This window comes from Paraburkholderia piptadeniae (assembly GCF_900007165.1).
Lineage (GTDB): Bacteria > Pseudomonadota > Gammaproteobacteria > Burkholderiales > Burkholderiaceae > Paraburkholderia > Paraburkholderia piptadeniae.
This window is the reverse complement of record NZ_CYGY02000008.1, coordinates 85,259-109,236: the sequence shown is the minus strand read 5'-3', so window position 1 is coordinate 109,236 and position 23,978 is coordinate 85,259. Positions and strand designations below refer to the sequence as shown.

The 23,978-nt window shown below is 63.6% G+C and carries 19 protein-coding genes and 1 tRNA gene; 10 read left to right on the top strand and 10 right to left on the bottom strand.

Annotated features, from left to right (window positions below):
* The first annotated feature begins 5 nt into the window (after positions 1-5).
* The 6 genes from tolR to BN2476_RS02785 all read left to right on the top strand — a co-directional run bounded on the left by tolR (position 6) and on the right by BN2476_RS02785 (position 4,476).
* Entirely contained in the window at positions 6-452 is a 447-nt protein-coding gene (gene tolR, locus BN2476_RS02810) for a protein TolR (RefSeq protein ID WP_087732634.1), read from the top strand.
* Complete coding sequence (gene tolA / locus BN2476_RS02805; protein WP_087732633.1) at positions 449-1,468, top strand: cell envelope integrity protein TolA; 1,020 nt, start codon at positions 449-451, stop codon at positions 1,466-1,468. The genes tolR and tolA overlap by 4 nt, the downstream gene beginning before the upstream one ends.
* Positions 1,469-1,594: 126 nt before the next feature.
* The gene (tolB, locus tag BN2476_RS02800) at positions 1,595-2,887 is read left to right on the top strand and encodes a Tol-Pal system beta propeller repeat protein TolB (RefSeq protein WP_087732632.1); all 1,293 of its coding nucleotides are present in this window, start codon (positions 1,595-1,597) and stop codon (positions 2,885-2,887) included.
* Positions 2,888-2,906: 19 nt separating this feature from the next.
* Positions 2,907-3,413 (top strand): peptidoglycan-associated lipoprotein Pal, encoded by a 507-nt coding sequence (gene pal, locus BN2476_RS02795; RefSeq protein WP_087732631.1) that lies wholly within the window; start codon positions 2,907-2,909, stop codon positions 3,411-3,413.
* Positions 3,414-3,428: 15 nt separating this feature from the next.
* A complete protein-coding gene (gene ybgF, locus BN2476_RS02790) occupies positions 3,429-4,178 on the top strand; it encodes a tol-pal system protein YbgF (RefSeq protein ID WP_087732630.1) in 750 nt (249 codons plus the stop codon).
* A gap of 222 nt (positions 4,179-4,400) precedes the next feature.
* Positions 4,401-4,476: transfer RNA gene (locus BN2476_RS02785), tRNA-Lys, on the top strand.
* 153 nt (positions 4,477-4,629) lie between these two features.
* Here the strand turns inward: BN2476_RS02785 and BN2476_RS02780 are convergent.
* A complete protein-coding gene (locus BN2476_RS02780; RefSeq protein ID WP_087732680.1) occupies positions 4,630-5,694 on the bottom strand; it encodes a glycosyltransferase in 1,065 nt (354 codons plus the stop codon).
* The gene (locus BN2476_RS02775) at positions 5,694-6,941 is read right to left on the bottom strand and encodes an oligosaccharide flippase family protein (RefSeq protein ID WP_087732629.1); all 1,248 of its coding nucleotides are present in this window, start codon (positions 6,939-6,941) and stop codon (positions 5,694-5,696) included. The genes BN2476_RS02780 and BN2476_RS02775 overlap by 1 nt, the downstream gene beginning before the upstream one ends.
* 284 nt (positions 6,942-7,225) lie before the next feature.
* Between BN2476_RS02775 and BN2476_RS02770 the strand changes: the two genes are divergently transcribed.
* The gene (locus BN2476_RS02770; protein WP_087732628.1) at positions 7,226-8,485 is read left to right on the top strand and encodes a glycosyltransferase family protein; all 1,260 of its coding nucleotides are present in this window, start codon (positions 7,226-7,228) and stop codon (positions 8,483-8,485) included.
* Positions 8,486-8,600: 115 nt separating this feature from the next.
* On the opposite strand, the gene BN2476_RS02765 is transcribed toward BN2476_RS02770, so the two are convergent.
* Entirely contained in the window at positions 8,601-9,746 is a 1,146-nt protein-coding gene (locus tag BN2476_RS02765) for an acyltransferase family protein (protein WP_087732679.1), read from the bottom strand.
* Between the two features lie 390 nt (positions 9,747-10,136).
* On the opposite strand from BN2476_RS02765, the gene BN2476_RS02760 reads away from it, so the two are divergent.
* Together BN2476_RS02760 and BN2476_RS02755 are read left to right on the top strand one after the other, a co-directional pair.
* Positions 10,137-11,645 carry an O-antigen ligase family protein gene (locus BN2476_RS02760; protein ID WP_087732627.1) on the top strand — a complete coding sequence of 503 codons (1,509 nt, stop codon included), beginning with the start codon at positions 10,137-10,139 and terminating at the stop codon, positions 11,643-11,645.
* Between the two features lie 72 nt (positions 11,646-11,717).
* Positions 11,718-12,977 carry a glycosyltransferase gene (locus BN2476_RS02755; RefSeq protein WP_087732626.1) on the top strand — a complete coding sequence of 420 codons (1,260 nt, stop codon included), beginning with the start codon at positions 11,718-11,720 and terminating at the stop codon, positions 12,975-12,977.
* 128 nt (positions 12,978-13,105) lie between these two features.
* Here the strand turns inward: BN2476_RS02755 and BN2476_RS02750 are convergent, their stop codons facing one another.
* The gene (locus BN2476_RS02750; protein WP_087732625.1) at positions 13,106-14,851 is read right to left on the bottom strand and encodes an FAD-dependent oxidoreductase; all 1,746 of its coding nucleotides are present in this window, start codon (positions 14,849-14,851) and stop codon (positions 13,106-13,108) included.
* 255 nt (positions 14,852-15,106) lie between these two features.
* Positions 15,107-15,778: an LbetaH domain-containing protein gene (locus BN2476_RS02745; protein ID WP_235850671.1), complete on the bottom strand. Its 672-nt coding sequence runs from the start codon at positions 15,776-15,778 to the stop codon at positions 15,107-15,109.
* A gap of 198 nt (positions 15,779-15,976) precedes the next feature.
* Here BN2476_RS02745 and BN2476_RS02740 point away from each other — a divergent pair, with 198 nt between their 5' ends.
* A complete protein-coding gene (locus BN2476_RS02740; protein WP_087732624.1) occupies positions 15,977-16,657 on the top strand; it encodes a hypothetical protein in 681 nt (226 codons plus the stop codon).
* 170 nt (positions 16,658-16,827) lie between these two features.
* Here BN2476_RS02740 and BN2476_RS02735 read toward each other — a convergent pair whose 3' ends face one another.
* The 5 genes from BN2476_RS02735 to BN2476_RS02715 all read right to left on the bottom strand — a co-directional run bounded on the left by BN2476_RS02735 (position 16,828) and on the right by BN2476_RS02715 (position 23,902).
* Complete coding sequence (locus BN2476_RS02735; protein ID WP_087732623.1) at positions 16,828-18,153, bottom strand: glycosyltransferase WbuB; 1,326 nt, start codon at positions 18,151-18,153, stop codon at positions 16,828-16,830.
* 117 nt (positions 18,154-18,270) lie between these two features.
* On the bottom strand, positions 18,271-19,413 hold the full coding sequence (locus BN2476_RS02730; protein WP_087732622.1) for a glycosyltransferase family 4 protein: 1,143 nt from the start codon (positions 19,411-19,413) through the stop codon (positions 18,271-18,273).
* A 104-nt stretch (positions 19,414-19,517) separates the two neighbouring features.
* Entirely contained in the window at positions 19,518-20,489 is a 972-nt protein-coding gene (locus BN2476_RS02725; RefSeq protein WP_087732621.1) for a GDP-L-fucose synthase family protein, read from the bottom strand.
* A gap of 9 nt (positions 20,490-20,498) precedes the next feature.
* A complete protein-coding gene (gene gmd, locus BN2476_RS02720) occupies positions 20,499-21,620 on the bottom strand; it encodes a GDP-mannose 4,6-dehydratase (RefSeq protein WP_087732620.1) in 1,122 nt (373 codons plus the stop codon).
* Between the two features lie 59 nt (positions 21,621-21,679).
* Entirely contained in the window at positions 21,680-23,902 is a 2,223-nt protein-coding gene (locus tag BN2476_RS02715) for a polysaccharide biosynthesis tyrosine autokinase (RefSeq protein WP_087732619.1), read from the bottom strand.
* Positions 23,903-23,978 lie beyond the last annotated feature (76 nt).

The following is a 23,978-nucleotide window of genomic DNA, read 5'->3' as shown; positions in this document are numbered from 1 at the left end:
CCACGATGGCCGGTTCAGTTCGTTCCAGCATGCGCGGCAGCCGCTCGCGCCGCGCGATGTCCGACATCAACGTCGTGCCGTACATCGACGTGATGCTCGTGCTGCTCGTGATCTTCATGGTGACGGCCCCGCTCGTCGCGCCGTCGATCGTGAACCTGCCGACTGTCGGCGGCGCCGCGCCCCAGCAGCAGACGCCGCCCGTCGTCGTCAACATCCGCGCGGACGGCAACATGAGCGTCAAGTACAAGGACGACGCGGGCACGACCCAGCAGGAGACGATGACGCAGGCCGACCTGCGCAGCTTCGTCACTGACCGTGAGGCATCGCATCCGGATCAACCCGTCGTGATCGCCGCCGACAAGACCGTGAAGTATGAAGTCGTGATGAACGTGATGTCCGACCTGAAGGCTCGCGGCGTCAAGCGCGTTGGATTGCTCGTCAAATCGCAATGATCCGCCGACCGAAAAACGTCTATCCGCTGCAACCGCCGCGCGAGCGCGGCACGGGGCGCGCGTTCGCGCTCGCCGCGCTGATGCACGTGCTTCTCGGGTTCTTCCTGTATCACGGCATCCACTGGCAGAACAGCACGCCCGCGGGCGCGGAAGCCGAACTGTGGACACAGGTGCCGGATACGCCGGCGCCGCGGCCCGCTCCGCCGCCGCCCGCGCCCGTGAAGCCCGCGCCGCAGGTCAACAACGAAGAGGCTGACATCGCGCTGCAGGAAAAGAAGCGTAAACAGCAGGAAGCGCAGCGTCAGGCCGAACTCGCCGAGCAGCAGCGTCAACAGAAATTGCAGGCCCAGCAGGAAGCGGAAGCGAAGCGCCAGCAGCAGCTGGCCGCGGACCAGGCGGCGGCCGCCGCGGCCGCGAAGCTCAAGCAGCAGCAACTTCAGCAACAGCAGCAAGCCGAAAGGTTGAAGCAGCAGCAACTGGCCCAGCAGAAGCAGGAGCAGTTGAAGAAGCAGCAGGAAGAGCAGCAGAAGGAACAGCAAGCGAAGCAGGCTCAGGCCGAAGCACAGGCCAAGGCTGAGGCGGCGAAAGCCGCGAAAGCCAAGGCACAGGCGCAGGCCGAGGCTGCGAAGAAGCTCGACGCGGAGCGTCGCGAGCGTCTCGCCGCGATGCAGGGTATGGCGGGCGGCGAAGGCTCGACGGGCAACGGTCTGGCGAAGAGCGGCACGGGCAGCGGCGCGGGCGGCAACGCCACGTCGCCGGGCTATGCGGAGAAGGTGCAGCGCCGCGTGCGTCCGAACATCATCTGGTCGGGCGATACGGCGGGCCTCGAAACCGTGGTTGACGTCCGCTGCGCGCCGACGGGCACCTTGCTGAGCGCAACGATCAGGCGCAGCAGCGGCAACTCGGCGTGGGACGACGCTGCGTTGCGCGCCGTCCAGCGCTCGGACCCGATGCCGCAAGACGTCAACGGCAAGACGCCTCCGAGCTTTACGATCACACTGCGTCCTGCCGCCTGAACGCGTGGAACCGCGTTGAACGGTCCGCCCGCCTTGCAAGTGGGCGACCGGGAACGATTTCTGCGTATGGCGGTCTGTTTGTAATCCTGGAGTGTTAGAAATTCGTTTTTGGGGAATTTATACAGAATGAGTTTGATGACCAAGCTAGGCCTGCGAGCGCTCGTAGCGTCGTGCCTGATCGCCGCCGGCGGTGCCGCCCATGCACAACTCAACGTCCTCGTGACGGGCGTAGGGTCCACCCAGTTCCCGATTGCCACGGCAAATTTTGCCAACGAGGCCAATTCTCCCCAGCAGATCAGCGCGATCGTCCGTCAGGACCTTCAGCGCAGCGGTAAATTCACCAACATCGATGCCGGCGGCTCGCCCGTTTCGGAAGGCGATTCGGTCGATCTGGGCGCGTGGAAGGCCAAGGGCGCGGATGCGTTCGTTGCGGGCAGCGTCACGCGTCTGCCGAACGGCCAGTACCAGGTGCGCTTCAAGCTGTACGACACCGTCAAGCAGCAAAACCTGGGTGGCCTCGAGTTGACCAGTCCCGAAAGCGGCCTGCGCATGAGCGCGCACAAGGTCGCGGACTATATCTATGCAAAGTTGATGGGCGGCCGCGGCGTGTTCGCGACACGCCTGTCGTATGTGATCAAGACGGGCGGCCGCTACCAGCTGCAGATTTCGGATTCGGACGGTCAGGACGCGCACATCGCGCTCTCCAGCCCCGAGCCGATCATTTCGCCCGCCTGGTCGCCGGACGGCACGAAGGTCGCGTACGTGTCGTTCGAAAGGAAGAAGCCGATCGTCTACATCCACGATCTGCCGACGGGCCGCCGCGTCGTCGTGTCCGATCAGAAGGGCAACAACAGTGCACCGGCATGGTCGCCTGACGGCCGCACGCTCGCCGTCGCCCTGTCGCGCACCGGCAATACGCAGATTTTCGCCGTCAACGCCGACGGCAGCGGCCTGCGCCGTCTGACGCAAGGCACGTCGATCGATACTGAGCCGTCGTACTCTCCCGACGGCCAGTGGATCTATTTCACCAGCGACCGCGGCGGCCAGCCGCAAATCTACAAGATGCCGGCCAGCGGCGAAGGCTCGGGCGGCGCGCAGCGCGTGACATTCAGCGGGAACTACAATACGAGTCCACGCGTGAGCGCGGACGGTAAGCAACTCGCATACATCTCGCGCACGGGTGGGGGCTTCAAGCTGTACATCCAGGATCTGCAGTCGGGCGTCGCGACGGCGCTCACCGATACGACACATGACGAATCGCCGAGCTTCGCGGCGAATGGTCAGTACATTCTTTACGCCACTCAGGTGAACGGCCGTGGCGTGTTGGCCGCAGTTTCGACCGACGGTCGTACGCGGCAGGTCCTGTCCGTTCAGGGGGGCAGCGTACGCGAGCCTTCCTGGGGCCCGTTTATGCAATAACACACAAGGAGAATGAAGCATGATGTCCAAACTTCGTATCGCGTTTGCCGTGACCATGGTCGGCGCGCTGGCTGCCTGTCATTCGGGCGTCAAGCTCGACGAGAACGCCAACAAGGGCGGCGCAGGCGCGCAACCCAACCCGAACGATGTCGCCACGGTGAACGTCGATCCGTTGAACGATCCGAACAGCCCGCTCGCGAAGCGCAGCATCTATTTCGATTTCGACAGCTACTCGGTCAAGGACGACTACCAGCCGCTGCTGCAGCAACACGGACAGTACCTGAAGAGCCATCCGCAGCGTCACATCCTGATCCAGGGCAACACGGACGAGCGCGGCACGAGCGAGTACAACCTGGCACTCGGCCAGAAGCGTGCTGAAGCGGTCCGCCGCGCGCTGTCGCTGCAGGGCGTTTCGGATTCGGAAATGGAAGCCGTGAGCCTCGGCAAGGAAAAGCCGGTGGCATCGGGTCATGACGAAGCGTCGTGGGCGCAGAACCGCCGCGCCGATCTCGTCTATCAACAGTAATAGGTGGCAAGCCGTATGACGCACCGTTTCTCCTGGCTGCGCATGGCCGCAGCCGCTTGCGTCGCAGGGACGGTCGCGATGGCCCTGCCCGCTCACGCAGGCATGTTCGACGACGATCAGGCTCGCCAGGCGATCCTCGATCTGCGCAGCAAGACTGATAGTCTGTCGAGCCAGCTGTCGGCGGCTCAACGCACGATCCTCGATCAATCCAACCGTCTCGACCAGCTGAACCAGCAGGTCGCGACGCTGCGTGGGCAGAACGAGGACCTCGCCAACCAGCTCGCCACGTTGCAGAAGCAGCAGAAGGACTACTACACCGACCTCGACGGTCGTCTGAAGAAGTTCGAGCCGCAGCAACAGACGGTCGATGGCGTCGAGGGCACCGTGCAGCCCGGTGAAACGGAGGCGTTCAACGCGGCTTCGCAGCAGTTCCGCAACGGGGACTTCAAGAACGCGGCGACATCGTTCCGCAGCTTTATCGCGAAGTACCCGCAAAGCCCGTATCAGCCGACTGCGCAGTACTGGCTCGGCAACGCGCTGTACGCGCTGCGCGACTACAAGGGCTCGACGGCCGTCTGGCAAGGCGTCGTGCAGCGGTATCCGCAGCATCCGCGCGCGCCGGAAGCGTTGCTGGCAATCGCGAACAATCAGCTCGAACAGGGGCAGAAGGCCGCCGCCAGAAAAACGCTCGAGCAGATCGTCGCGCAATACGGCGGCTCTGATGTCGCGCAGTCTGCGCAAAGCAAGCTTTCGCAGATCAAGTGATTTTGCGGCGTCCGGTTTGCGCCGGGCGCCGGGTTGCTGGATGTAGGCGCAGTAAAACACGCAGTGTCGAGGTTCGATAACCGATACGCGTGCCTCTCGCTGGAAAGCCCGGGACCTGGCGGTTTCGGGCTTTTCGTTTTTCGGGCTGCCCGCCGTCGGCTAATTTGCTCGGCGCATTGTTGACAGCCCATGCCCTCGCCGATATAATTTCGCTTCTCTTTTGGGTCGTTAGCTCAGCTGGTAGAGCAGCGGACTTTTAATCCGTTGGTCACTGGTTCGAATCCAGTACGGCCTACCAAAGGATATGGTGTTACACGAACGGCCTGCCTATAAGCAGGCCGTTTGCTTTGGCGGCCCAGTTGCAACTCAGACGAGCGCAAGGCTCGAATGTTATGCACTGCCAATCAAACTGAAATCAGAGCGCCGCGGTGCAACAAGTGCGATCGACGATCTAAACCCGCGCCGCCACCTTCCTCGCGACATCGAGATACCGCTCGGCCGTATCCTTCAACGTGAGCCCGACGAGCGTCCGCTGCACCCGAGGCTGCGCGAGCGCGCCGAGCAGCGCGGCGGCATAAGCGGCCGTATCGTCGGTATCGACCAGTTGCACGCACGGCAGCGTCTTCGCGAACTGGAACGGCATGATCGTACTGGCGACGACGGGAATCCCCGAAGCCAGCGCCTCCAGAAACGCGATGCTGTGCCCCTCAGAACGCGACGGCATCGCGAACACATTGGACGCCCGAAGCACGCCGCACACATCCGGGTGCGGCCCCTCCACGGTCACCCGCTCTTCGAGCGCAAGCTTCTTCACCAGATCCTGAACCGCCGCCAGATAAGCCGGGTCCTCGACCACGCCATACAACTGCAGCCGCACATCCTTCACCTGCGCCGCGACCTCGCGAAACGCGTGCACCGTTTGCAACTGGTTCTTCACCGACGTGTATCGCCCGATCTGCACGATCTGCAGCGGCGCATCGCCGTCGCGCGGGCGATCGTCGAATGCGAAGCGCGTCGTGTCGACGCCGTTCGGGATCAGCGTCAACGACGGATGCGCGCGAACACTGTTCGTATAGTCATGCAGATTGGCCGGCGATACGCCGATCACCGCCCTCGCCCGCGACGACAATACCCGTTCGACGTAGCGAAAGAGCGCCCGCTCGAAATCGTTGACGGCCGAATGCATCACGTAGATTACGGGCACTTTGGTCGGGAGCGCGCGTGCGTAGAAAGCGGGAATCGTCGCGTGAGCGAACATTACATCGGGCCTGAAATGCCGCAGCACGCGCGCCAGAAAGACTAGCTTGCCCGGCAGTGTCGAACGCCTGCAAGGAAACACGCACTCGACGCCGTGGCTCGCGAGCTCGCGCGTGAGCGGCGCGAAATCCGCATGCTCCGGCAACAGCGACGTCACGCCGACCACGCTTCCCTCGCGCTGCTGATGGATCGCGAGATCCTTCGCGAGCACCTCCGCGCCCGACAGACGCGGCTCAAGCACGAGATGAAGTATCCGCATCAAAGCACCCTTGCCGTCCGATACGCCATCCATATCGCCGCGCAACTCAGTCCAAGCGTCATGGCCCATGCAATGCCAATGACGCCCCAGTAGTGCGTCGCGGGCGGCACGCAGGCGAGCAGCACGATCACCTGGATCACCGACGCCTGCGTGGTCACCTTCGCGTCGCCGACCGCACGCAGATACGAGACCAGCACCGCAATCAGCGCGCCAATCGCCATGTTGATCACGAAGATCTTGAAGAGCGGCACGGCAGGCAGCCACGCCGGTCCGAGAATCAGCGAAAAGAGCAGGTGCGCCGCGAGCCGCAGCACGATCACGACGACGACGAGCCCCAGTGCGATCAAACCAATATAGCGCCTGAAAAGCCGCGCCGCGACCTTGGGATCGGCCCGATGTCGCGCCGCGAAGGTGGGAAACAGGTACTGCGACATCGCGATCGCGGCATCGGCGAGCAGCATCTGTGCGAGCCGCGACGACATCTGATACGCGCCCAGTTGCGCCGGGCCCAACAGTTTGCCCACCACCACCTTGTCGAACTGGTTCAGCACGAGATTGACGACACTGCCCGCCCAGATCCAGCGGCTGAATCCGATGTAGTGACCGATGCCCGACCAGCGCAGACGAATGGGCGGACGCGGATTCATCGTGATCCACGTCAGCGCCGTTTTCAGCAATTCGCCGACGATCATGCCTAGCAGCACCGAATACGCGCCCGCACCCGCCAGCGCGAGCGCCAGTCCGAAGCAGCAATCGACGAACGCGGCCGATATCTCGACGAGCGCGACATGCTGGAAGCGCCGGTCGCGCTGCACGACGTAATACGCCGGCGACGCGACGCCGCGCAGCAGCGGCAGCAGCGCCGCGAGCTGCAACAGCAGCAGCGCGCCGCCCAGATGGAACTGGCTGTTCATGAGCGGCGCAAGCGCGACGAGCGCCGCGCCGATCAGCACGCCGCGCGACGCGAGCGTGGTCCAGACGGCGCCCAGCTCATCGCGCGTCGGCGCGGCCTGCCCCTGTATCACGGCCTGGGACAGGCCCGTATCGGACAGCGCCTCCGCAATCGCGACGGCGAGCAGCGCGACGCTCACGCTGCCGATCGCCTCCGGCCCGAGAATGCGGCCGATCGCGAGAAACTTGATGGCCACGAGCCCGCGCATCAACACCTGCTGCAGCAATACCCATGTCGCCGCGCTCGAACCCAGACTCGCCCTGAACGAAAACGCCGGTAGCCTCATCGTCCGCAATCTACTTCTCCTTGTTCCGTCAATGCAGTGCATCGTCACGAGAAAGCGCGGTGTCGAGGCGATGCGCCATGTCTCACGCACACGCGCAGGGACGACGCGCCGCCGGCGCAAACACGTCGTTCTTCAAGGTAACTCGCCACACCCGCGCGCGAACGCCATCAGTCAGTCAGAATCGGCAACACGCAATGCGGGCTGTCCGTTCGCGCCAAAGATATGGCGAAATTGTCGGTTCGCGCCGAAAGCAGGATGCTAAGGTGGACCCAATACTGCCCGTCATGATCACCATGGAACGCGCAACTCACCTCGTGCCCATCGAAGCTCCCATCGCCGATGCCGCCAGGCTCGGCTACGTCGTCATCATCGAGCCGAATTTCACGGGGCATCGCTGGCGCTACGTCGAATGGATCGCGCAGACCTGTCTCGAAGCGGGCTATCCGTGCCTCGTCGTGACAGAGAACTCGAACGAGGACCATCGGCTCGCACGCGAGATCATGGCCGCGAACCGCGAGGACCTGCAGATCGCGTTCGTCGATGCGGAAAGCCAGCGTCCGAGCCGCGGCCTGAGGCGCGTCAGCTACGCGCGCTTTCATGCCTATTTCAAGCTCGCTTACGACTCCGTCAAACGTGTCGAGCGCGTGCGCCTCGTCGTCGTGCCCTACGTCGACTACTTCTTTCATGCGCTGCCGCTGCTCGGCACGCCGTTCGGCAGGGCGCCGTGGATCGCCATCACGATGCGCGCGACCTTCCACCATCGCAAGGTCGGCGTGCGCACGCCGGGGCGGCCGCTCGTCAATATGCTGAAGTCGCTGCTGTTTCGCCGGGCCGTGCATACGAAAGGGCTGCGCACGCTGCTGTCGATCGATCCGACGCTGGCCGAGTGGGTCGGCCGCGCGAAGCCGAAACATGGCGCGAAAGTCGAATACGTCGCCGATCCGTTTCCCGATGCGAAAGCGGAAGACCCGCTCGTCGCGCGCGAGCGCCTCGGGCTCGATCCCGACGGCCGCTATCTGCTCGTCTACGGCTCGATCAGCGAGCGCAAGGGCGTCTGCGAACTCACGGAAGCGCTCGCGGGCATGACGGACGCGCCGACCTTGTTGCTCGCGGGCGAACAGGACCCGGACATTCGCGGCTTCATGCGCGCATTCATTCCGATTCTCAAGCCTGCACCCGTGATCCTCGACCGCTTCATTTCGAACGAGATGGAACGCGACCTGTTCTCCGCCTGCGACGTCGTATGGCTCGGCTACAAGGGCCACTACGGGATGAGCGGCGTTCTGGTGCAGGCGTACCGCTTCGACAAGCCCGTCGTCGCGACGAGCGAGGGGCTGATCGGCTGGTTCAGCCGCGGCGGGCAGCTCGGGCCGTGCCTCGACGATCTGTCCGCGCAATCGATCAAGCGCGCGCTCGACGACATCGCCGCGAAGTGGCGCAGCGGGGAACCGCATCGGCGGCCTCTCGATCATCTGCTCGCGCGCAACACGCTCGGGCAATTCAAGGAAACGCTGCGTCAGGCGATCACCGAAGCCGTTGCGACGCGTGCCTGAGCCCCGCTTCTTACGACCAGCGGCGAGATTCGCGCGGACCTCACGCGGCGAGCTCGCGTGGCGTTTTCGACGGAGATGCCTCACGGGCAGTTATCGCTACGCGGACATCAGCGCATCAGGACAGTTGGCCGCCAACAGGCATTTCTTCGCGCACCGACGCATTTCGCTTGGCCGGAAACAGCGCATTGCGCAGCCGCAGGAACGGATACTCGACGGCGCGCGTCATCGCGTAGCCCGCGATGATGGCGACGGCCGCCTGCGCGGTCAGCGCGAGCGCCCATACGACGATGGGCGGCATGCCGAGCGCCGTCGCCTTGTGGATCACCATGTCGCCGGGCGCGAGCGCGAGCGAGTGCCACAGATAGATACCGTATGAGTAGACGCCGAGCCACGCGATCGCGCGATACGCAAACGACGTGCGCACCTTGGCCGAGTGCTCGAGCATCAGCACGATGAACGCGCAAAAGCCGAGCGCCTGAATCGTGTAGCCGATGCTCTCGTCGAGTGCAATATGCTTTGTCGCGAACGCGAGCCACGCGACGAGCACAGCGACGACAGCGAGCAGCATGCCCGTCTTTTTCGCAAGACGCTGATACACGTCGGGCTTCATCCAGTAGATCGCGGCGAGAATCACGCCGTAGAGCAGGCTATCGATCCGGTACTGCGTATAGAAAAACGCCGGGTCCACGCCGCCTTTCGCCACTTCGATGCAACGCGCGATCAGCACGATTACGCAAATTCCCCCTAGAACGCCGATGATCGAACGGGCGCGCATCTGCCAGCGCGCGAACAGCAGTAGCACGGCGGGCAGGAACAGATAGAAGTGCTCTTCGACGGCGAGGCTCCACGTCTGCGTAATCGACGTGCCGAAGTAGTTTTGCAGGTGGGTCAGGTTCTGCCACAGGAACGAGTCCAGCGGGTGACGTCCGACGATTGCGTGAAAGAGGATCAGCACGTAATACGCGGGCCAGATCTTGAACATCCGGCGCACGATGAAGCGGCGCGCGTCGACGTGCCCCTTCTCGGCGTATTGCCGCAGCAACAGTCCGCCGACGAGGAACCCGCTCAGCGTGAAGAACAGGTTCACGCCTTCGCGGCCGAAGTTCTTCAGCGGATACTCGATGATCGAGATCAGCGTGCTGCCCGTGTTGACGGTGTGGAAGTGAAAGCCCATTACGGCGAGGATCGCGATACCGCGCACGAAGTCGAGTTCGACCGACCTGCCCCGCACCATCGATTCCGCGCTGCCGAATAGCTTCATGTTGTTCCCCTCCGACATCGTTTGCTGTCGTTGGTCGTTGGTCGTTTCGTTGTTCGCGAGCCGCCGTGCGCAGAACCGCCCACCCTGTTTTTGGCCCATGCATGGCCGCGTTCGACGGGCACTGCCGGCACGGTATCAGTCATGTTGCTTGCTACTGCGTGCACCCGTGCGCCAAGTTGCCGTCGTTCTCGGACAGCGTCGTTAGACGTGCGAAACCGTCTGACGAACGGCATCTGGCCGCATCGGTCGACCCCGCCAGAACCCAGGCGAAATACGCCTCGCGCGGACTTGAGCGGAAGCCGGCCATTTATATTCAGACTGAACAGTGGCGCGCGTCGCCCTGCCACGATGAACGCACCGCACACCCCACCGGGAGAGGGAGAATCGTCGATGCGCAACAAGTACGCTACGTTGTGGATCTGGATGTGCATCTTTCCGCTCGCGCTCGACTACAAGGCTCCCGACGCAGATTCGGGTCACGCCGCCCAGGTGCTGCTCGTCCTCCCCGTCCTCGCGGCCGCCGTCGCGCTGATGTTCATCGCGCCGCGCTTCAAGCAGCCATCTCCGTTGCGCAGCTTCGTCACGTTCTGCCTCGTGCTGAGCGTGCCGTGCAGCCTGATTTCGCAACTCGTGCAGGGCAACGATTTCGGCAACTATATGCGCGTCATCCTGCCCTTTCTGCTGTTTCTGCTCGGCTATGAGATGGCTTGCCATCCATGGCACGAAGACCGCATCGGACAGATGGAAAAGGCGCTTTTCTGGGCCAACCTGGTCGCTCTGATCTTCACGCTGATCTTCGGCATCGCGACGAGCGGCGGACTCGGCGCGATTGCCGACGTGCGCTATCGCATCGTCTCCGTGACGCTGCTCGGATTGCAGGGCGTGCTGCTGCACGAGTTCGTCCTCGCGCGGCGCTTTTCGCCCTTCATGCTGGCGACCTTTCTCGTCACCGTGCTCATCGAGCTGCTGAGCGTCACGCGCAGCCTGCTGGTGGGCACGGTGGTGCTGTTCCTGTTAGCCGCGTGGATGAGCGCGCCATCGGCGCGCCATCTGCTGAACTCGGCCGTGCGCGTGTTCATCGTGAGCGTCGTGATCGGCTCGATGGCCGCTGCCGCCGTATGGAGCTTTCCGTCCGTCAGCAAGCACTGGACGCAGCGCTTCGACGCCGCGGCCAACACCGAAACCGGCAAGGACCCGACGACGATCACGCGTCTTGCCGAAATCAAGGACCAGTTCGACCAGGTCACCTCGTCGACGCAGACGCTGCTGCTCGGCGAAGGCTACGGCCACTACTATCGCTATTCGCCGCAGTATCTGCCCGATCTCGCGGGACAGATCACCAAGAAGGATTTCTATGCGATCCACGAGTGGGCGGCAGGCCACAACTTCTGGATCTATCAGTTGTTCGCGGGGGGAATTCTGTTCGGCATTGCGCTGCCCGTCGCGGTGGTCTTCGTGCTCTGGCGTTGCTCGCTTGCCTACCGGAGATGGCGCGCGCGCTCGCCCGGCACGCCGCTGCTGCCCGTGTTCGGCCGCGCGATCCTGCAACTGGCCGCGCTGCCCGCGACGTCGATCGGCGGCAATCCGCTCGGCCCGCGTTTCTCCGGCCTCGTATTCGGCGTCGCGCTCGGCCTGACAGTCGCCACCTATTGCCGGCTGCGTCGTGAGCTGGATGCGAAAGCACGCTCGCGCGTCGAACCCGTGGTGCCGCCGCAGGCATCGAGGACGCCGGTCGGCGCAAGACGTCCAACGCCAGGGCCAACGGGACAACCGACGCGGCCCGCGCCGTTTGCATCCGCTGCGCAGCACGACGCGCTTCAGGACACGAGCGACACCGAGCCCTTCGATGCAAGCCGCGCGGGCGGCATGCGTCAGCGCCGCATGCCGGCATCCGCATGAGCGGCCCACGCCTGGCATCCGGTTCGATTGCGTCACGCCATTTCCTTTTGCACTACGCCGCATGACTTGCCAATGAAAATCCTTCATCTGCTTTCGACAGTCGATCCGCGTGCAGGCGGGCCGACTGAAGGTGTCCGACAGAGCGGCGTCGCGATGGCGTCGCTGGGTCACGAGATCGAAGTGGCATCGCTCGATGCCACCGATGCGCCCTATGTGCGCGACTTCCCGCTGCCCGTGCATGCGCTGGGCCCCGGGCGCAATTACTACGGCTTCACGCCCAGCTATGTGCCGTGGCTGGGCCGCGAAGCACAGCGCTTCGACGCGGTGATCGTGCATGGCCTGTGGCAATACCACGGCTTCGGCGCGTGGCGCGCGCTGCGCGGGTCCAACGTGCCTTATTACGTGTACACGCACGGCATGCTCGACCCCTGGTTCAAGCACACCTATCCGCTCAAGCATCTGAAGAAATGGGCGTACTGGCCGTGGGCCGAATATCGCGTGCTGCGCGACGCGGCCGCCGTGATCTTCACGACGGAGGAAGAGCGGCTGCTCGCGCGCCAGTCGTTCTGGCTGTATCGCGTGAACGAGCGCGTCGTGCCGTTCGGCACCAACGCGCCGCCGCCGCATGCGCGAGCGCTGCGCGAAGTCTTCCTGAATGCGTATCCGCAATTGCGCGGCAAACGGATCGTGCTGTTTCTCGGACGCATTCACGAGAAGAAGGGCTGCGACCTGCTGATCCACGCATTCGCCGATCATGCGCAGCGCGACCCCGAAGCGCATCTCGTGATCGCCGGTCCCGATGCGACGGGTTGGCAGCGTCCGTTGCAGGCGCTGGCGCGCGCGTGCAGCATCGAGGAGCGCGTCACGTGGCCCGGCATGCTGCAAGGCGATATGAAGTGGGGCGCGTTCTATGCAAGCGATGTGTTCGCGTTGCCGTCGCATCAGGAGAACTTCGGCGTCGCCGTCGCCGAGGCGCTGGCGTGCGGTCTGCCCGTACTGCTGTCCGACAAGGTCGGCGTATGGCGCGAGGTGGAAAGCGATCACGCGGGATTGGTATCGAGCGATACCGTCAGCGGCACGCAGCGCAACCTGCTGAACTGGCATTCGCTCGACACAGTCGACAAGGCAAAGATGCGCGAGCAGGCGCGCAGAACCTTCGACGCGCGCTTTGGGATCGCGAGCATGGTCGATGCGTTGACGGCGTTACTGCAGCCTCAGGCGGTCGGGACGACGATCGCGTCACGCGTGGCCGATGCGCAGCAGAATGCACCTGGGGCTGCTGCGGGCAGGGCTTCGAAGGCGGCGGCGCAGAAGGAGCATTCGGTCAGTTGAAGCCGCGTCACGCGCCGCAAGACGCTGCGCCCAAATAACAAATCCCGCGACACATATCGCGGGATTTTTACTGTCAGATCCGTATTCGCTCTTTGAGCGCTCGCCTGAATCCGAGCGCATGCAGCCCCTCACACCGCCTCATTACCCCCCGCCCGGACCAGCGACTGCGCCGCAATCGGCAGCGTGCTCACTTCGGGATTCGGCACGTTGCCGAAGCGCGCGTTGGCGGCTTCGCCGATCGGCACCACGGTCGCCGTGTCGGGCTTGCCGAGCCGTTGCACGAGATGCTCGCCGAGCCGCAGCGCGAGAGCCGAGATCGTGATCGTCGGGAAGTTCGCCCCGACGGTCGGAAACACCGAACTGCCCGCGATATACAGATTGCTCACGCCGTGCATCTTGCAGTCGCGATCGACGACGCCCTCGCGCGACGAATCGTGCATCCGCGTCGTCCCCATGTGATGCCATGTGCCTTCGAGCTTCGCGGGCCACGACGTGCGCCCCGTCAGCGGCTCGTCGAGTTCGACCTCGCCGACGCCCATCATCTTCAGTTCGTCGGCGAGCAGCTGGAAGGTGCGGTCGAACGTGCGCTGCACGAGCTCCGTCAACCGCCAGTCCACTTTCACGCGCGGCAGCCCGAGCCGGTCCTTGCGATCGGACAGCGTCACGCGGCTGTCGCGATTCGGCTCCGCTTCGACGATCGCCTGCAGCTTCACGTCGGATATCAGCGCGCGCAACTGCAACAGACGCGTCAGCCCGAAGCCGATCGTATCGACGGGATGCGCGGCCATCGTCATGTAGTCGTCGCGCGCGCGCCGGCCAGGCTGCTCCTTGCGATGCAGCGCCTCGCGGCAGCGGATCAGCGCCTCCGATCCCGCACTGCCTTCGCCGAAGAAGCGCGAGAAGAACCACACGCGCGAGTTGAGCAGCTTCTCGCGCATGATCACGTCGTGCGTCAGCGCGAACTGCGACGAGATTTGCGTGCCGTGCGCCGCGACGACGGGGTTCTGATAGTGGTACTTGATGTCGTAAAGCTTGTTGCGCGCCCATCGCTTCGAGAACTTCACGTTGCCTGTCATCAGGCGCGGATGGTCCATGAAGAAGCGGCCGACCAGATCGTTTCCATTGCCGAGGCCCGCCGCCTGCACCTTGTTCGACGCGAGCAGAAGACGCGCGTTTTCGATGCCGCCTGTCGCGAGCACGAATAGCTTCGCGTTCATGCGCACGCGCTTGCCCGTGAGCGTCGCGATATCGACGCCCGTGACTTCTTTCGCTTCGCTGTCGGTGTCGATGTTCACCACGTTCGCGTACAGGAACACGCGCACGCGCTCCGAGCGGCGCAGCACTTCGCGATACACCTTGCCGAAGCGCACTGGCGGGCTGAACTGCGAGACGGTGTCGCGCACGTTGCCCGACATCAGCGGATAGCGGCGCACATCGTGCCGGTTGATCTGCTGCTCCCACCACGCCGGATCGAAGTTGTCCGGTCCGAGCTTGAGCAGCGTGTGCGTGCGCTGATAGTACGGCATGAGTTCGTCGAGGCCGAACGGCCAGCCGCTGTGCGCGACCCATTCCTTTTTGTCGAAGTCCCAAGGATCGAGCGGCCGGCACCAGCCGCCCCAGCAATTGCTGCTGCCGCCGAGATAACGGCTCCTGCAGCCGTCCGCGAATATGTATGGGATGCCGACGTTGTCGCCGCGATAGAGATCGCGCGTCTCGTCGTCCGCCTTATAGCCGCCGCTTTCGAGCACGCAGCATTCGATGCCCGCGCGATCCAGTTCCATCGCGAGCGTGATACCCGCGACGCCTGCCCCGATGATGCATACGGTCGTCGACACAGCGACGCCCTCTTCGACACTGCGGGTATCGATAAACATCCCCTGCTCCCAGCCTTGTGTTCTGTTCGTACCTTCTACGGCCGTATGCGACTCCGTCCGTTCTGGCCCCTCGCCGAGCCTGCGAGCCAGGCTCGTCGTGCAGCAACGCATTGCAGGTTTGCGCCGTCGCGGCGCGTCGCGGCGAGTAGTGATTTCCCCCAGCCGCCCATGCCTACGTAGGATGATGGCTCTGCGCTACTCCGTTCATCCGCCAACATCGCGCTTCCGGCAGACAGACCATGCATCCGATGCACGTTATGAGGCGCCGCCCACATCCCCTTCGAAACGCTTGCGAATGAAGCGGCAAGGATTGCCACCGTACACGCCTTCAGCATCGAGCGAACGGTGCACGACCGAAAGCGGCGTCACCACTGCGGATCGCCCTATCGTCACGCCCATCTGCACGACGCACTTCGACGAGATCCACGCGCCGTCTTCGATGACGATCGGCGCGACGCGCAGATCCATGTTCGTGCGCATCTCATGCGAGCCTGAACTCAGGAAAGTCCCCTGCGAAATGCAGACATTCGAGCCGATACGAATCGGCGCCTGGTTGTAGATCCATACATCGACGCCGAACCAGCAGCTGTCGCCGACCGTGAGATTCCACGGTGCCTTTACGCGCACGGGGTGCACGAAGCGACAGTTCGCACCGATCTTCGCGCCGAAGAGCCGCAGCAGCGCAACGCGCACCGACGACACGGGCAGCAGCTTGTTGTTGATCACACAGGCTTCGACAAAGAACCAGATGAACTCGGTGAGAAAACCGCGCGACGCGACATAGTTGCCCTTGCCCGCGCGGCTCAGGTCGATCACGCGGCCCGTCTGCGAGGACTGCTGCGCGGCGGCCGGCCCCGATGCGCGCGTGTCTTGCACGTCTTCCTGCTGAGCGTTCCGGCCGATCGTGGAGCCGATCGTATTGTTCATACTCTTCTCCAGTGATGGAGCGCTGTCTCGTGTCCGGCCATCAGGCCGTCTGTCGCGCCCTTTCGTCATCGATTATCTGGTCCGTGCACCCGCGCGGACGATGGCTGGCCGCGCGGGGCGCAATTTTGGCGGATCCATGCAGAGTGTCCGGTTCACCATGGAAGCAGACTTCGACGTTTGCACGGGAGGAAGACGACGATGGCCGCTCATCTTCATTCGCGACAACGCTCGCCGCTTGAGTATCCGCTGCGCAGTGCGAATCGTTCGCGTGCGTGGCTGCAGTCGATCGCGCTCGCGTCGGCGCTGCTGTCGAGCGTTGCGCTGATGCCGGGCGCCCATGCGCAGAACAACAACGCTGCACCCGGCAATGGAGCGAAGGCCGCTGCGGCGGCCAAAAACAATGCGAACGGCGCACCTCCAAAAAAGACAGCGGCGCAACGCACGCAGGAAGACGCGCAGCGTCTGCTCGGCGGTCCGAACGCATCGCTCGGTGGCTATGAAATGGACGGCGCGACACCCGATTCGGAACGCGAGTCGCTGCTGAACAGCGAACGCATGCGCGTCGCGAAGCCCAATGCGCAGGCCGCGGGCGGTCCTGCCGCGGCGGGCGGCAATGGCGGCAATGGTGCAAACGCAGGCGCGGCGGGCGGCAAAGGCGCGGCGAACGCCGTCGCCATCAAGCGGCCCGCGCGCGGCGGCGCAGCGGCAAATGCTGGCGCGGCAAACGGCGCCGTTGGCGGCGTCGCGGGCCCGGCAGGAGCTGCGGGACAGCGCGGCGGCGCGATGCCTCCCGGCGATGCGGGCGTTGCCGCCAATGCCGTCTACGGCAACCCTTACATCAACAAGGGAGGACGCGACATCTATCGGTCGCCGTGGTGAGCGCGTTCGTTGCATCTGTGTCAATCGACTCGACGTGACATGTAAAAACGAAGAGGCTGCATTCGAACTGCTTTCGTGCCGTTCGAATGCGGCCTCTTCACTTCAGGCGTTTGACGCGTTGGAACGCGTCTATCGTGAAGGCGCGCCGCAAGCAAAGCCGGCGCTGCACCTCACTGATGCACTTCACCCACTTTCGACTCGTCGACGGGCGCCGACAGGACGCCGCCATTCGTCGTGGGCGCGACGACAGGCGGAGCCTCCGTCGTGGGCGTTCCCTCGCCCGTGAGCAGCGCGAGACGTGTATCGAGCGTCAGCAGCGTCGAAAGCGGCGAGAGCATCGTCTCGGCATAACGCCGCCCCGCTGCGCCGAGCGCGGCACGCCGCGTCCCATCGCCGGCGAGTGCCGCGATCGCCTCGACGAGCGCGCCCGTGTCCTCGGGCGGCACGATCACGCCGATGTTCGCGACGGCTTCGTACAGCGACGTGCCCGGGCGCGCCATCGCGATCACGGCGCGGCCGCTCGCGAGCATGCCTGTCAGCTTCGACGGCATCACGAGATCGGCGGCATCGCCGCGCTGAGGCAACACGTGAATGTCGGCGATGTTCAGCAGTTCGTTGAGCGACGATGCCGGCTGCAGCGGCAGAAAGCGGCAGTTGCGCAACCCTTCGCAGCGCTTCACGAGGTCCGCCCGCGCCGCGCCGCTACCGCAGAACACGAAGCTGATGTCGTCGCGCGCGTCGAGCGCGGCGGCCGCCGCAGCAAGCGTCTCGATGCCCTGCTTCGCACCCATGGCGCCCGAGTAGAGCACCACGGTATGGCGCGCCGGGATGCCGAGCGTCTCGCGATACTCGCTCGCGCGCTCGAGCGGAAAGATCGCGCGCGTATCGACCCAGTTCGGCAGGAACTCGGTCTTCGCCGTCTCGACGCCTTTGCCGACCGCCCGCTTGACCATCTGACTCGAGATCGACGACACGACGTCGAAGCGCTTCAGGATCACGCGCTCGACCCAGTAGGCGAGGCGCGCGGCGCGTCCGCTTTTCAGAAGGCCGAGATCGAAGGCCGCGTCCACTTCGTAGTCCTGGATGTGCAGCCACGCCTTCGCGCCCGTGACGCGCGCGAGCGCAAGTGCGCCGGGCGCGCACAGCATGGTCGGCGCGATCAGTATCACGGCGTCGGGCCGCCATGCGATCTGTCGCGCAAGCAGCGGTAGCGACGACAGCGCGAACGACGCCAGATGCGTCATCCGCTTCAGCCCGCTTTGCCGCGCGGGCACCCATAGCGGCGCTCGCCAGATACGCACGCCGCGCATGACGTCGCGCCGGTAGCGCCACATCGAATAGCCTGCTGCGACTTTCCATTCAGGGTAGTACGGCGGCGCGCAGACTACGCGCACCTCATGGCTGCATTCCGCCAGCATCTGGGCCATTTCGGCTGTGTATTTCCCCGCTCCCGAAAGCTCGGGTGCGTAATTGAGGCCATAGATCAAGATCTTCATATTTGACATCCACGTCGAATGCCCGTCATGCGGCAGCGGACGGCGCTACGCCTTCCAACCACTACCTTGCGCGGCCACGGCATGGTCAGGCTGTGGTAGCCGCGCAATCGATCGATCTCAATCGCTCAGCATCAGCGCGCAACCGCGCGCAATGTTGGCCGCGGCGGACGGCGGATCGAAACGCCGTATCACGTCCATGCAGCGGCGCGCCGTCGCTTCGGCGTCCGCGAATGCTTCCGTCGCTTTCAGCAGCGTGCGCTCCAGACCCGCCGCATCGCCCGCGCTGAATGCATAGCCGCTCACGCCGTCGTGCACGAGCTCGGGCACGCAGCCGCAGCTCTCGCTGACGACAGTGGGACATCCATGCGCGAGCGCCTCGTTGACGACGAGCCCCCAGGGTTCGCTGCGGCTCGGCAGCACCAGACAGGTCGCGCCGTAGTACTCGCGCGACAGCGGCTCGTCCTGCAGGCTGCCAACGAACGTAATCGCATGCTCCATGCCCAGCTCGCTGACCCTCTTGCGCAACGCGCCTTCGAACGCCCCCGTGCCGATGATGCGCAAGTGCGGATCGGGCAGACGCTTCGCGAGTCCCGCGAATGCGTCGATCAGCGTCGTGATGCCTTTCTCTTCGGACAGACGCCCGACGAACAGGAACACGTGCGGATTACCCGCGCGATAGTGCAAGCGCTCGGCAAGCGCGCGCTCCGGTGAGAACGTGACAGGCAGCGCGGCCGCCTGGCACGGAATGAAAATCTTGTCGGCCTTCGCGCCAAGCGACATCAGATATTCGCGGCTGCGTTCGCCGAAGCCGAAATAGCCGTCGCACAGCGAGAAGAACACGCGCTTTGGAATCGACGTCAAGAGGCGCTTTGGACGATCGCGCGCCGTCGAGTCGCAGAACACGGCGCGTCGCTTGCCGGTGACGATGCACGCGGCGAGCATCGCCCAATACTCGGGCCGGTGATAGCCGGGCAATACGATCAGATCCGATTTTGCCTTCATTACTTCCCACACGAGGCGCGAGGTGAGGCGCAATGTCGGCACGTCCTCGTAGCAGCCGTCGAAGAGCTTGTGCATCGGATAACGGTGATACGAATAATCGACGTCAGAAAAACCCAGCCGGTCGTGCTCCGTGTCCGCGATCTGCACCATCGAATAGCGGATCGCACCCGCGGCCGAAATGCTGTGCAACGCAGAGAACACGGCGCCCTTGTGCCGTGACCACACGACGTTATGAAAGATCGTGACCGACGCATCCATTTCTTACAGTCCTCATTCGGTCGAAACTGTCGACTGCCCTAGAAAAAGAACGGACGTCACCCTAATCCCGGTCCCAGGCAACGTCCGTCACCAGGAACGGTACTTCAGGCGCGCGCAGCCGTCTCAAAGGAAGGCGTGGCGAATTTCTCCTCGTACTTCGCAGCAAACTCCCGATACGTATTGCTTATCCCATCGACTAGGCCGATGCTCGCGCGCCAGCCCATTTCCGCCAGGCGCGATACGTCGAGCAGCTTGCGCGGCGTGCCGTCCGGCTTGCTCGCGTCGAACTGCAACTCGCCTTCGAAGCCGACCACATCGCAGATGATCTGCGCCAACTCGCGGATGCTCAGGTCTTCTCCGACACCGACGTTGAAGACACCCGTGTTCACATCGTGCTCGAGCACGAAGAGCGTCGCCGCAGCGAGATCGTCGACGTGCAGGAACTCGCGCCGCGGCGTGCCGCTGCCCCACACAGTCAGCGTCGGATCGCCATGCAGCCGCGCTTCGTGCGTCTTGCGGATCAGCGCGGGCAGCACGTGGCTGTTCTTCAGGTCGTAGTTGTCGTTCGGTCCGTACAGGTTGGTCGGCATCAGCGCGACGTAGCGCGTGCCGTATTCGCGGTTGTACGCGTCGCAGAGCTTGAGGCCCGCGATCTTCGCGATCGCATACGCGTCGTTGGTCGGCTCGAGTTCGGAAGTCAGCAGATACGCCTCGCGAATCGGCTGCGGGCACATCTTCGGATAGATGCACGACGAGCCGAAGAAAACGAGCCGGTCGACCTTCGCGCGATACGCCGCGTGAATCACATTGGTTTCGATCACGAGGTTCTCGTAGAGAAACTCGCCTGGCTGCGTCGCGTTAGCCATGATGCCGCCGACCCGCGCCGCGGCGAGCAGTACGACGTCGATCTGGTCGCTCGCGAAGAAGCGGTTCACGGCGGACTGATCGGTCAGATCGAGTTCGGCGTGGGTGCGCGTGATGACGCCCTCATAGCCCGCCGCCTTGAGCTTGCGCACAAGCGCGGAACCGACCATGCCTCGATGTCCCGCGACAAAAATACGTGTCTGCTTGTCCATTTCAGTGACTCACTCGTGATGTTCAAGTGCCTTGAAGCCGGCCAGTGTCACCAGCGCATCGCGTCGTGCGATCTGATAGTCGGAACGCACCATCTCCTTCACCAGTGAATCGAACGATATCGTCGGCTGCCAGCCGAGCTTCGCGTAAGCCTTGGAAGGATCGCCCAACAGCGTCTGTACCTCCGCGGGGCGGAAGTATCGCGGATCGACGCGCACGATGATGTCGCCGGCCTGGACTCGCACTTCCGTGTGTGGATTGACATGTTCAACGACTCCCACTTCATTCTCGCCAGAGCCCTGGAAGCTGATCGTGATACCCAGTTCGGCAGCTGCACGTTGAACGAAATCGCGTACGCTGTACTGCGCACCCGATGCGATCACGAAGTCTTCAGGCTGATCCTGCTGCAGCATCATCCACTGCATTTCCACATAGTCCCGCGCATGCCCCCAGTCCCGAAGCGCCGACAAGTTTCCGAGGTAGAGCACTTTCTGCAGGCCTACCGCGATCCTCGCGATCGCTCGCGTAATCTTGCGGGTGACGAAGGTTTCCCCTCGCACTGGCGACTCATGGTTGAACAGAATCCCGTTGCAAGCATAAATCCCGTACGCTTCGCGATAATTGATCGTCGTCCAGTATGCGAACAGCTTGGCGACGGCGTAAGGGCTACGCGGATAGAAAGGCGTTGTCTCGCGCTGCGGCACTTCCTGCACGAGACCAAAGAGTTCTGATGTCGACGCCTGATAGAAACGCGTCTTCTTTTCGAGGCCATTGGCGCGAATCGACTCTAGCAGGCGCAACGTCCCGAGGCCATCGGCGTTCGCGGTGTATTCGGGCTCTTCGAACGATACGGCAACATGGCTCTGCGCAGCAAGGTTGTAGACTTCATCCGGCTTCACGTGCTGCATGATACGCATCACGCTGGTTGAATCGGTCATGTCACCGTGATGCAACTGGAGACATCGGTCCGGATCATGAACATCACGATAAAGGTGATCAATACGATCAGTATTGAACAGTGAAGTGCGACGCATGATGCCATGCACTTCGTAACCCTTGTCGATCAACAACTCCGCCAGGTATGAACCATCCTGGCCGGTGACGCCCGTAATCAAGGCAACCCTCTGAGTCATTATGTTCTCCTGATGAATGACGTCGGACCACGGCGCGGCCCGCCGCACAGGAACAGCGTTTAGCCTGCGATACTCTCGTAACCGTAGTAACCGCCGCGATAACCCGAGCCGATAAACGCGCCCGCCTGCGGTACGTCGGTCAACAACACCCCCTGCAAATTCACGCCGCCATTGCGCAGACGCTTCGCGGTCTCCGCGAGCTCGCCTACCGGATGGCGTCCGTGACGAATTACGAGCAACGTCGTCCCCACGTGCTTGCCGATCACGGTCGAGTCGGTGACGGCGAGGACGGGTGGCGTATCGATGATGATCAGGTCGTACTGCTTCTTGAGTTCGTCGAGCATCGTTTCGAACCGCTTGCTCATCAGCAGCTCGGACGGATGCGAGGGCAATGAGCCCTTGGTCAGCACGTCGAGACCCGGAAGCACTTCGCGCTGGATCGACGATTGCAGGTCGCCGCCGCGCAGCACGTCGGATAGACCCGGCTGATGCTGCAGGCCGAAGTGCGAATGCACATCGCCGCGCCGCATGTCGCCGTCGATCACCAGCGTGCGCTTGTTCACGGAGGCGACGAGCGCCGACAGGTTCACCGACAGGAACGACTTGCCCGCGTCGGGACGCGAGCCCGTCAGCATGACGACGTTGCTCTTGCTGTCCTCGACGGTCAGTTGCAGCGAGGTGCGCAGATTGCGCACGCCCTCGACGGCAATATCCTGCGGCGCCTGTTCGGCGAGCACGTGCAGGCCGCGCCGGCGCATCATCACGTCCTGCTGCAGGCGCAACTGCTGCTCGCTGCGCGGCACGACGGCGAATACGGGCACGCCCAGCGCGGCTTCGAGTTCGTCCGGACGTTCGACGCCGCCATACAGCGTCTTGCGCACGAACGCGAACACGATACCGATGAAGAGGCCCGCGCCGAAGCTGATCACGATCACGACCAGGCGCTTCGGACGCACGGGATCGTCGGCCGCTTCAGCGAAGTCGACGATGCGCACGTCGCCCACCTGGCCCGCCTTAGCGATGCGCAGTTGCTGCGCGCTGTTCAGTAGGTTCGTGTACAGCTCGGTATCCACGTGCACGTCGCGCAACAGGCGCAGCGCAGTCTGCTCGGTATCCGGCAGCGACTGCACGCTCTTGCCCATCGTCGCGAGATTGCCTTGCAGCGCCCTGATCTGCGCGTCGAGCGCCGCCACGGCCGGGTGATTCGCTGTGAAGCGCTGCGACATCTCCGCGCGCTGTGTCTGCAGATCGACGAGCTTGGTCTTGTTGTCGACGATCTGTTGCAGCAGCAGCCGGCTTTCTTCGCTCAGATCGACGGTGCCGTGCTGGTTGCGGAACGAGTTGTAGCGTTGCTCGGCGGCGTCGAGTTCCTTGCGCAACTGCGGCAATTGCTGGTCGAGGAACGCGAGCATGTGCTCGGCTTCCGACGAGCGGCTCTCGATGTCCTGGCGGATGAACTCGCGCGCCATGTTGTTCATGATGTCGGACGTGAGCTTCGGATCGCTGCCTTCGAGGCTCGCGCGAATCACGCCCGACTGCAGCGTCGATTCGGCAACCTCCATCGACTTCTGCAGACGTTCGACCGTCGTCAGCGTCGAGCCGCGCGTGATGTCGTAGCGCGTGCCCGGCGCACCGATGAGCGCATCGACGCGCAACGCGATCGGGCCGACGGGCGTTTCGCGCACGACGTTTTCGCCGACATGCCCTTCGAGGATCGCGACGCCGTCAGGACTGTTCAGCACGAAGTCGCCGTTCTGTCCGGCGATCAGCGTGAAGTCCTTGTCGTACATATCTTTTGCGGTGTCGAACTGCGACACCTTGATGCTCTCATTGCCCCACGCGTAGCTCGAAAGCTGCAGCGCCGGCGGCAGCCTGAAGCCCCACTTGCCGTTCATCAGCGGGGCGATCAGCCCGCCGACGAACGGCAGTGCGTGGGGGCGCGCGGCAATATCGAGGTGCAACGCCTTGACGGTCTCCTCGGTCACGAGCCGTGACTTCATCAACTCGATCTCCGCGGCCGTCGACGGCTTCGTATCGAACATGCCCGTCAGCGGTTGGAGGCCGTCCTGCTTGTTGTTGTCGGCCTTATCCACCACATGAAAAAGGACATCTGCGCGATACACGGGCGTCGCCAGAAATGCGTAGGCGGCGCCCAGCGCCGTGATGGCCAGCGTAATCAACAGAATCGACTTCCAGTTCGCAACGATGGCCTGCAGATAATCTGTCAGGTGCATCTCATCGGAACTGACGTCCGTATAGCGATTGTCAAAGTTGATAGCCATTTGCGTGATCCATCAAGTAACCACACTGTCGGAAGCATTGCGTTGCTGCACCCCGTTATTGCACGACGCATTCGTC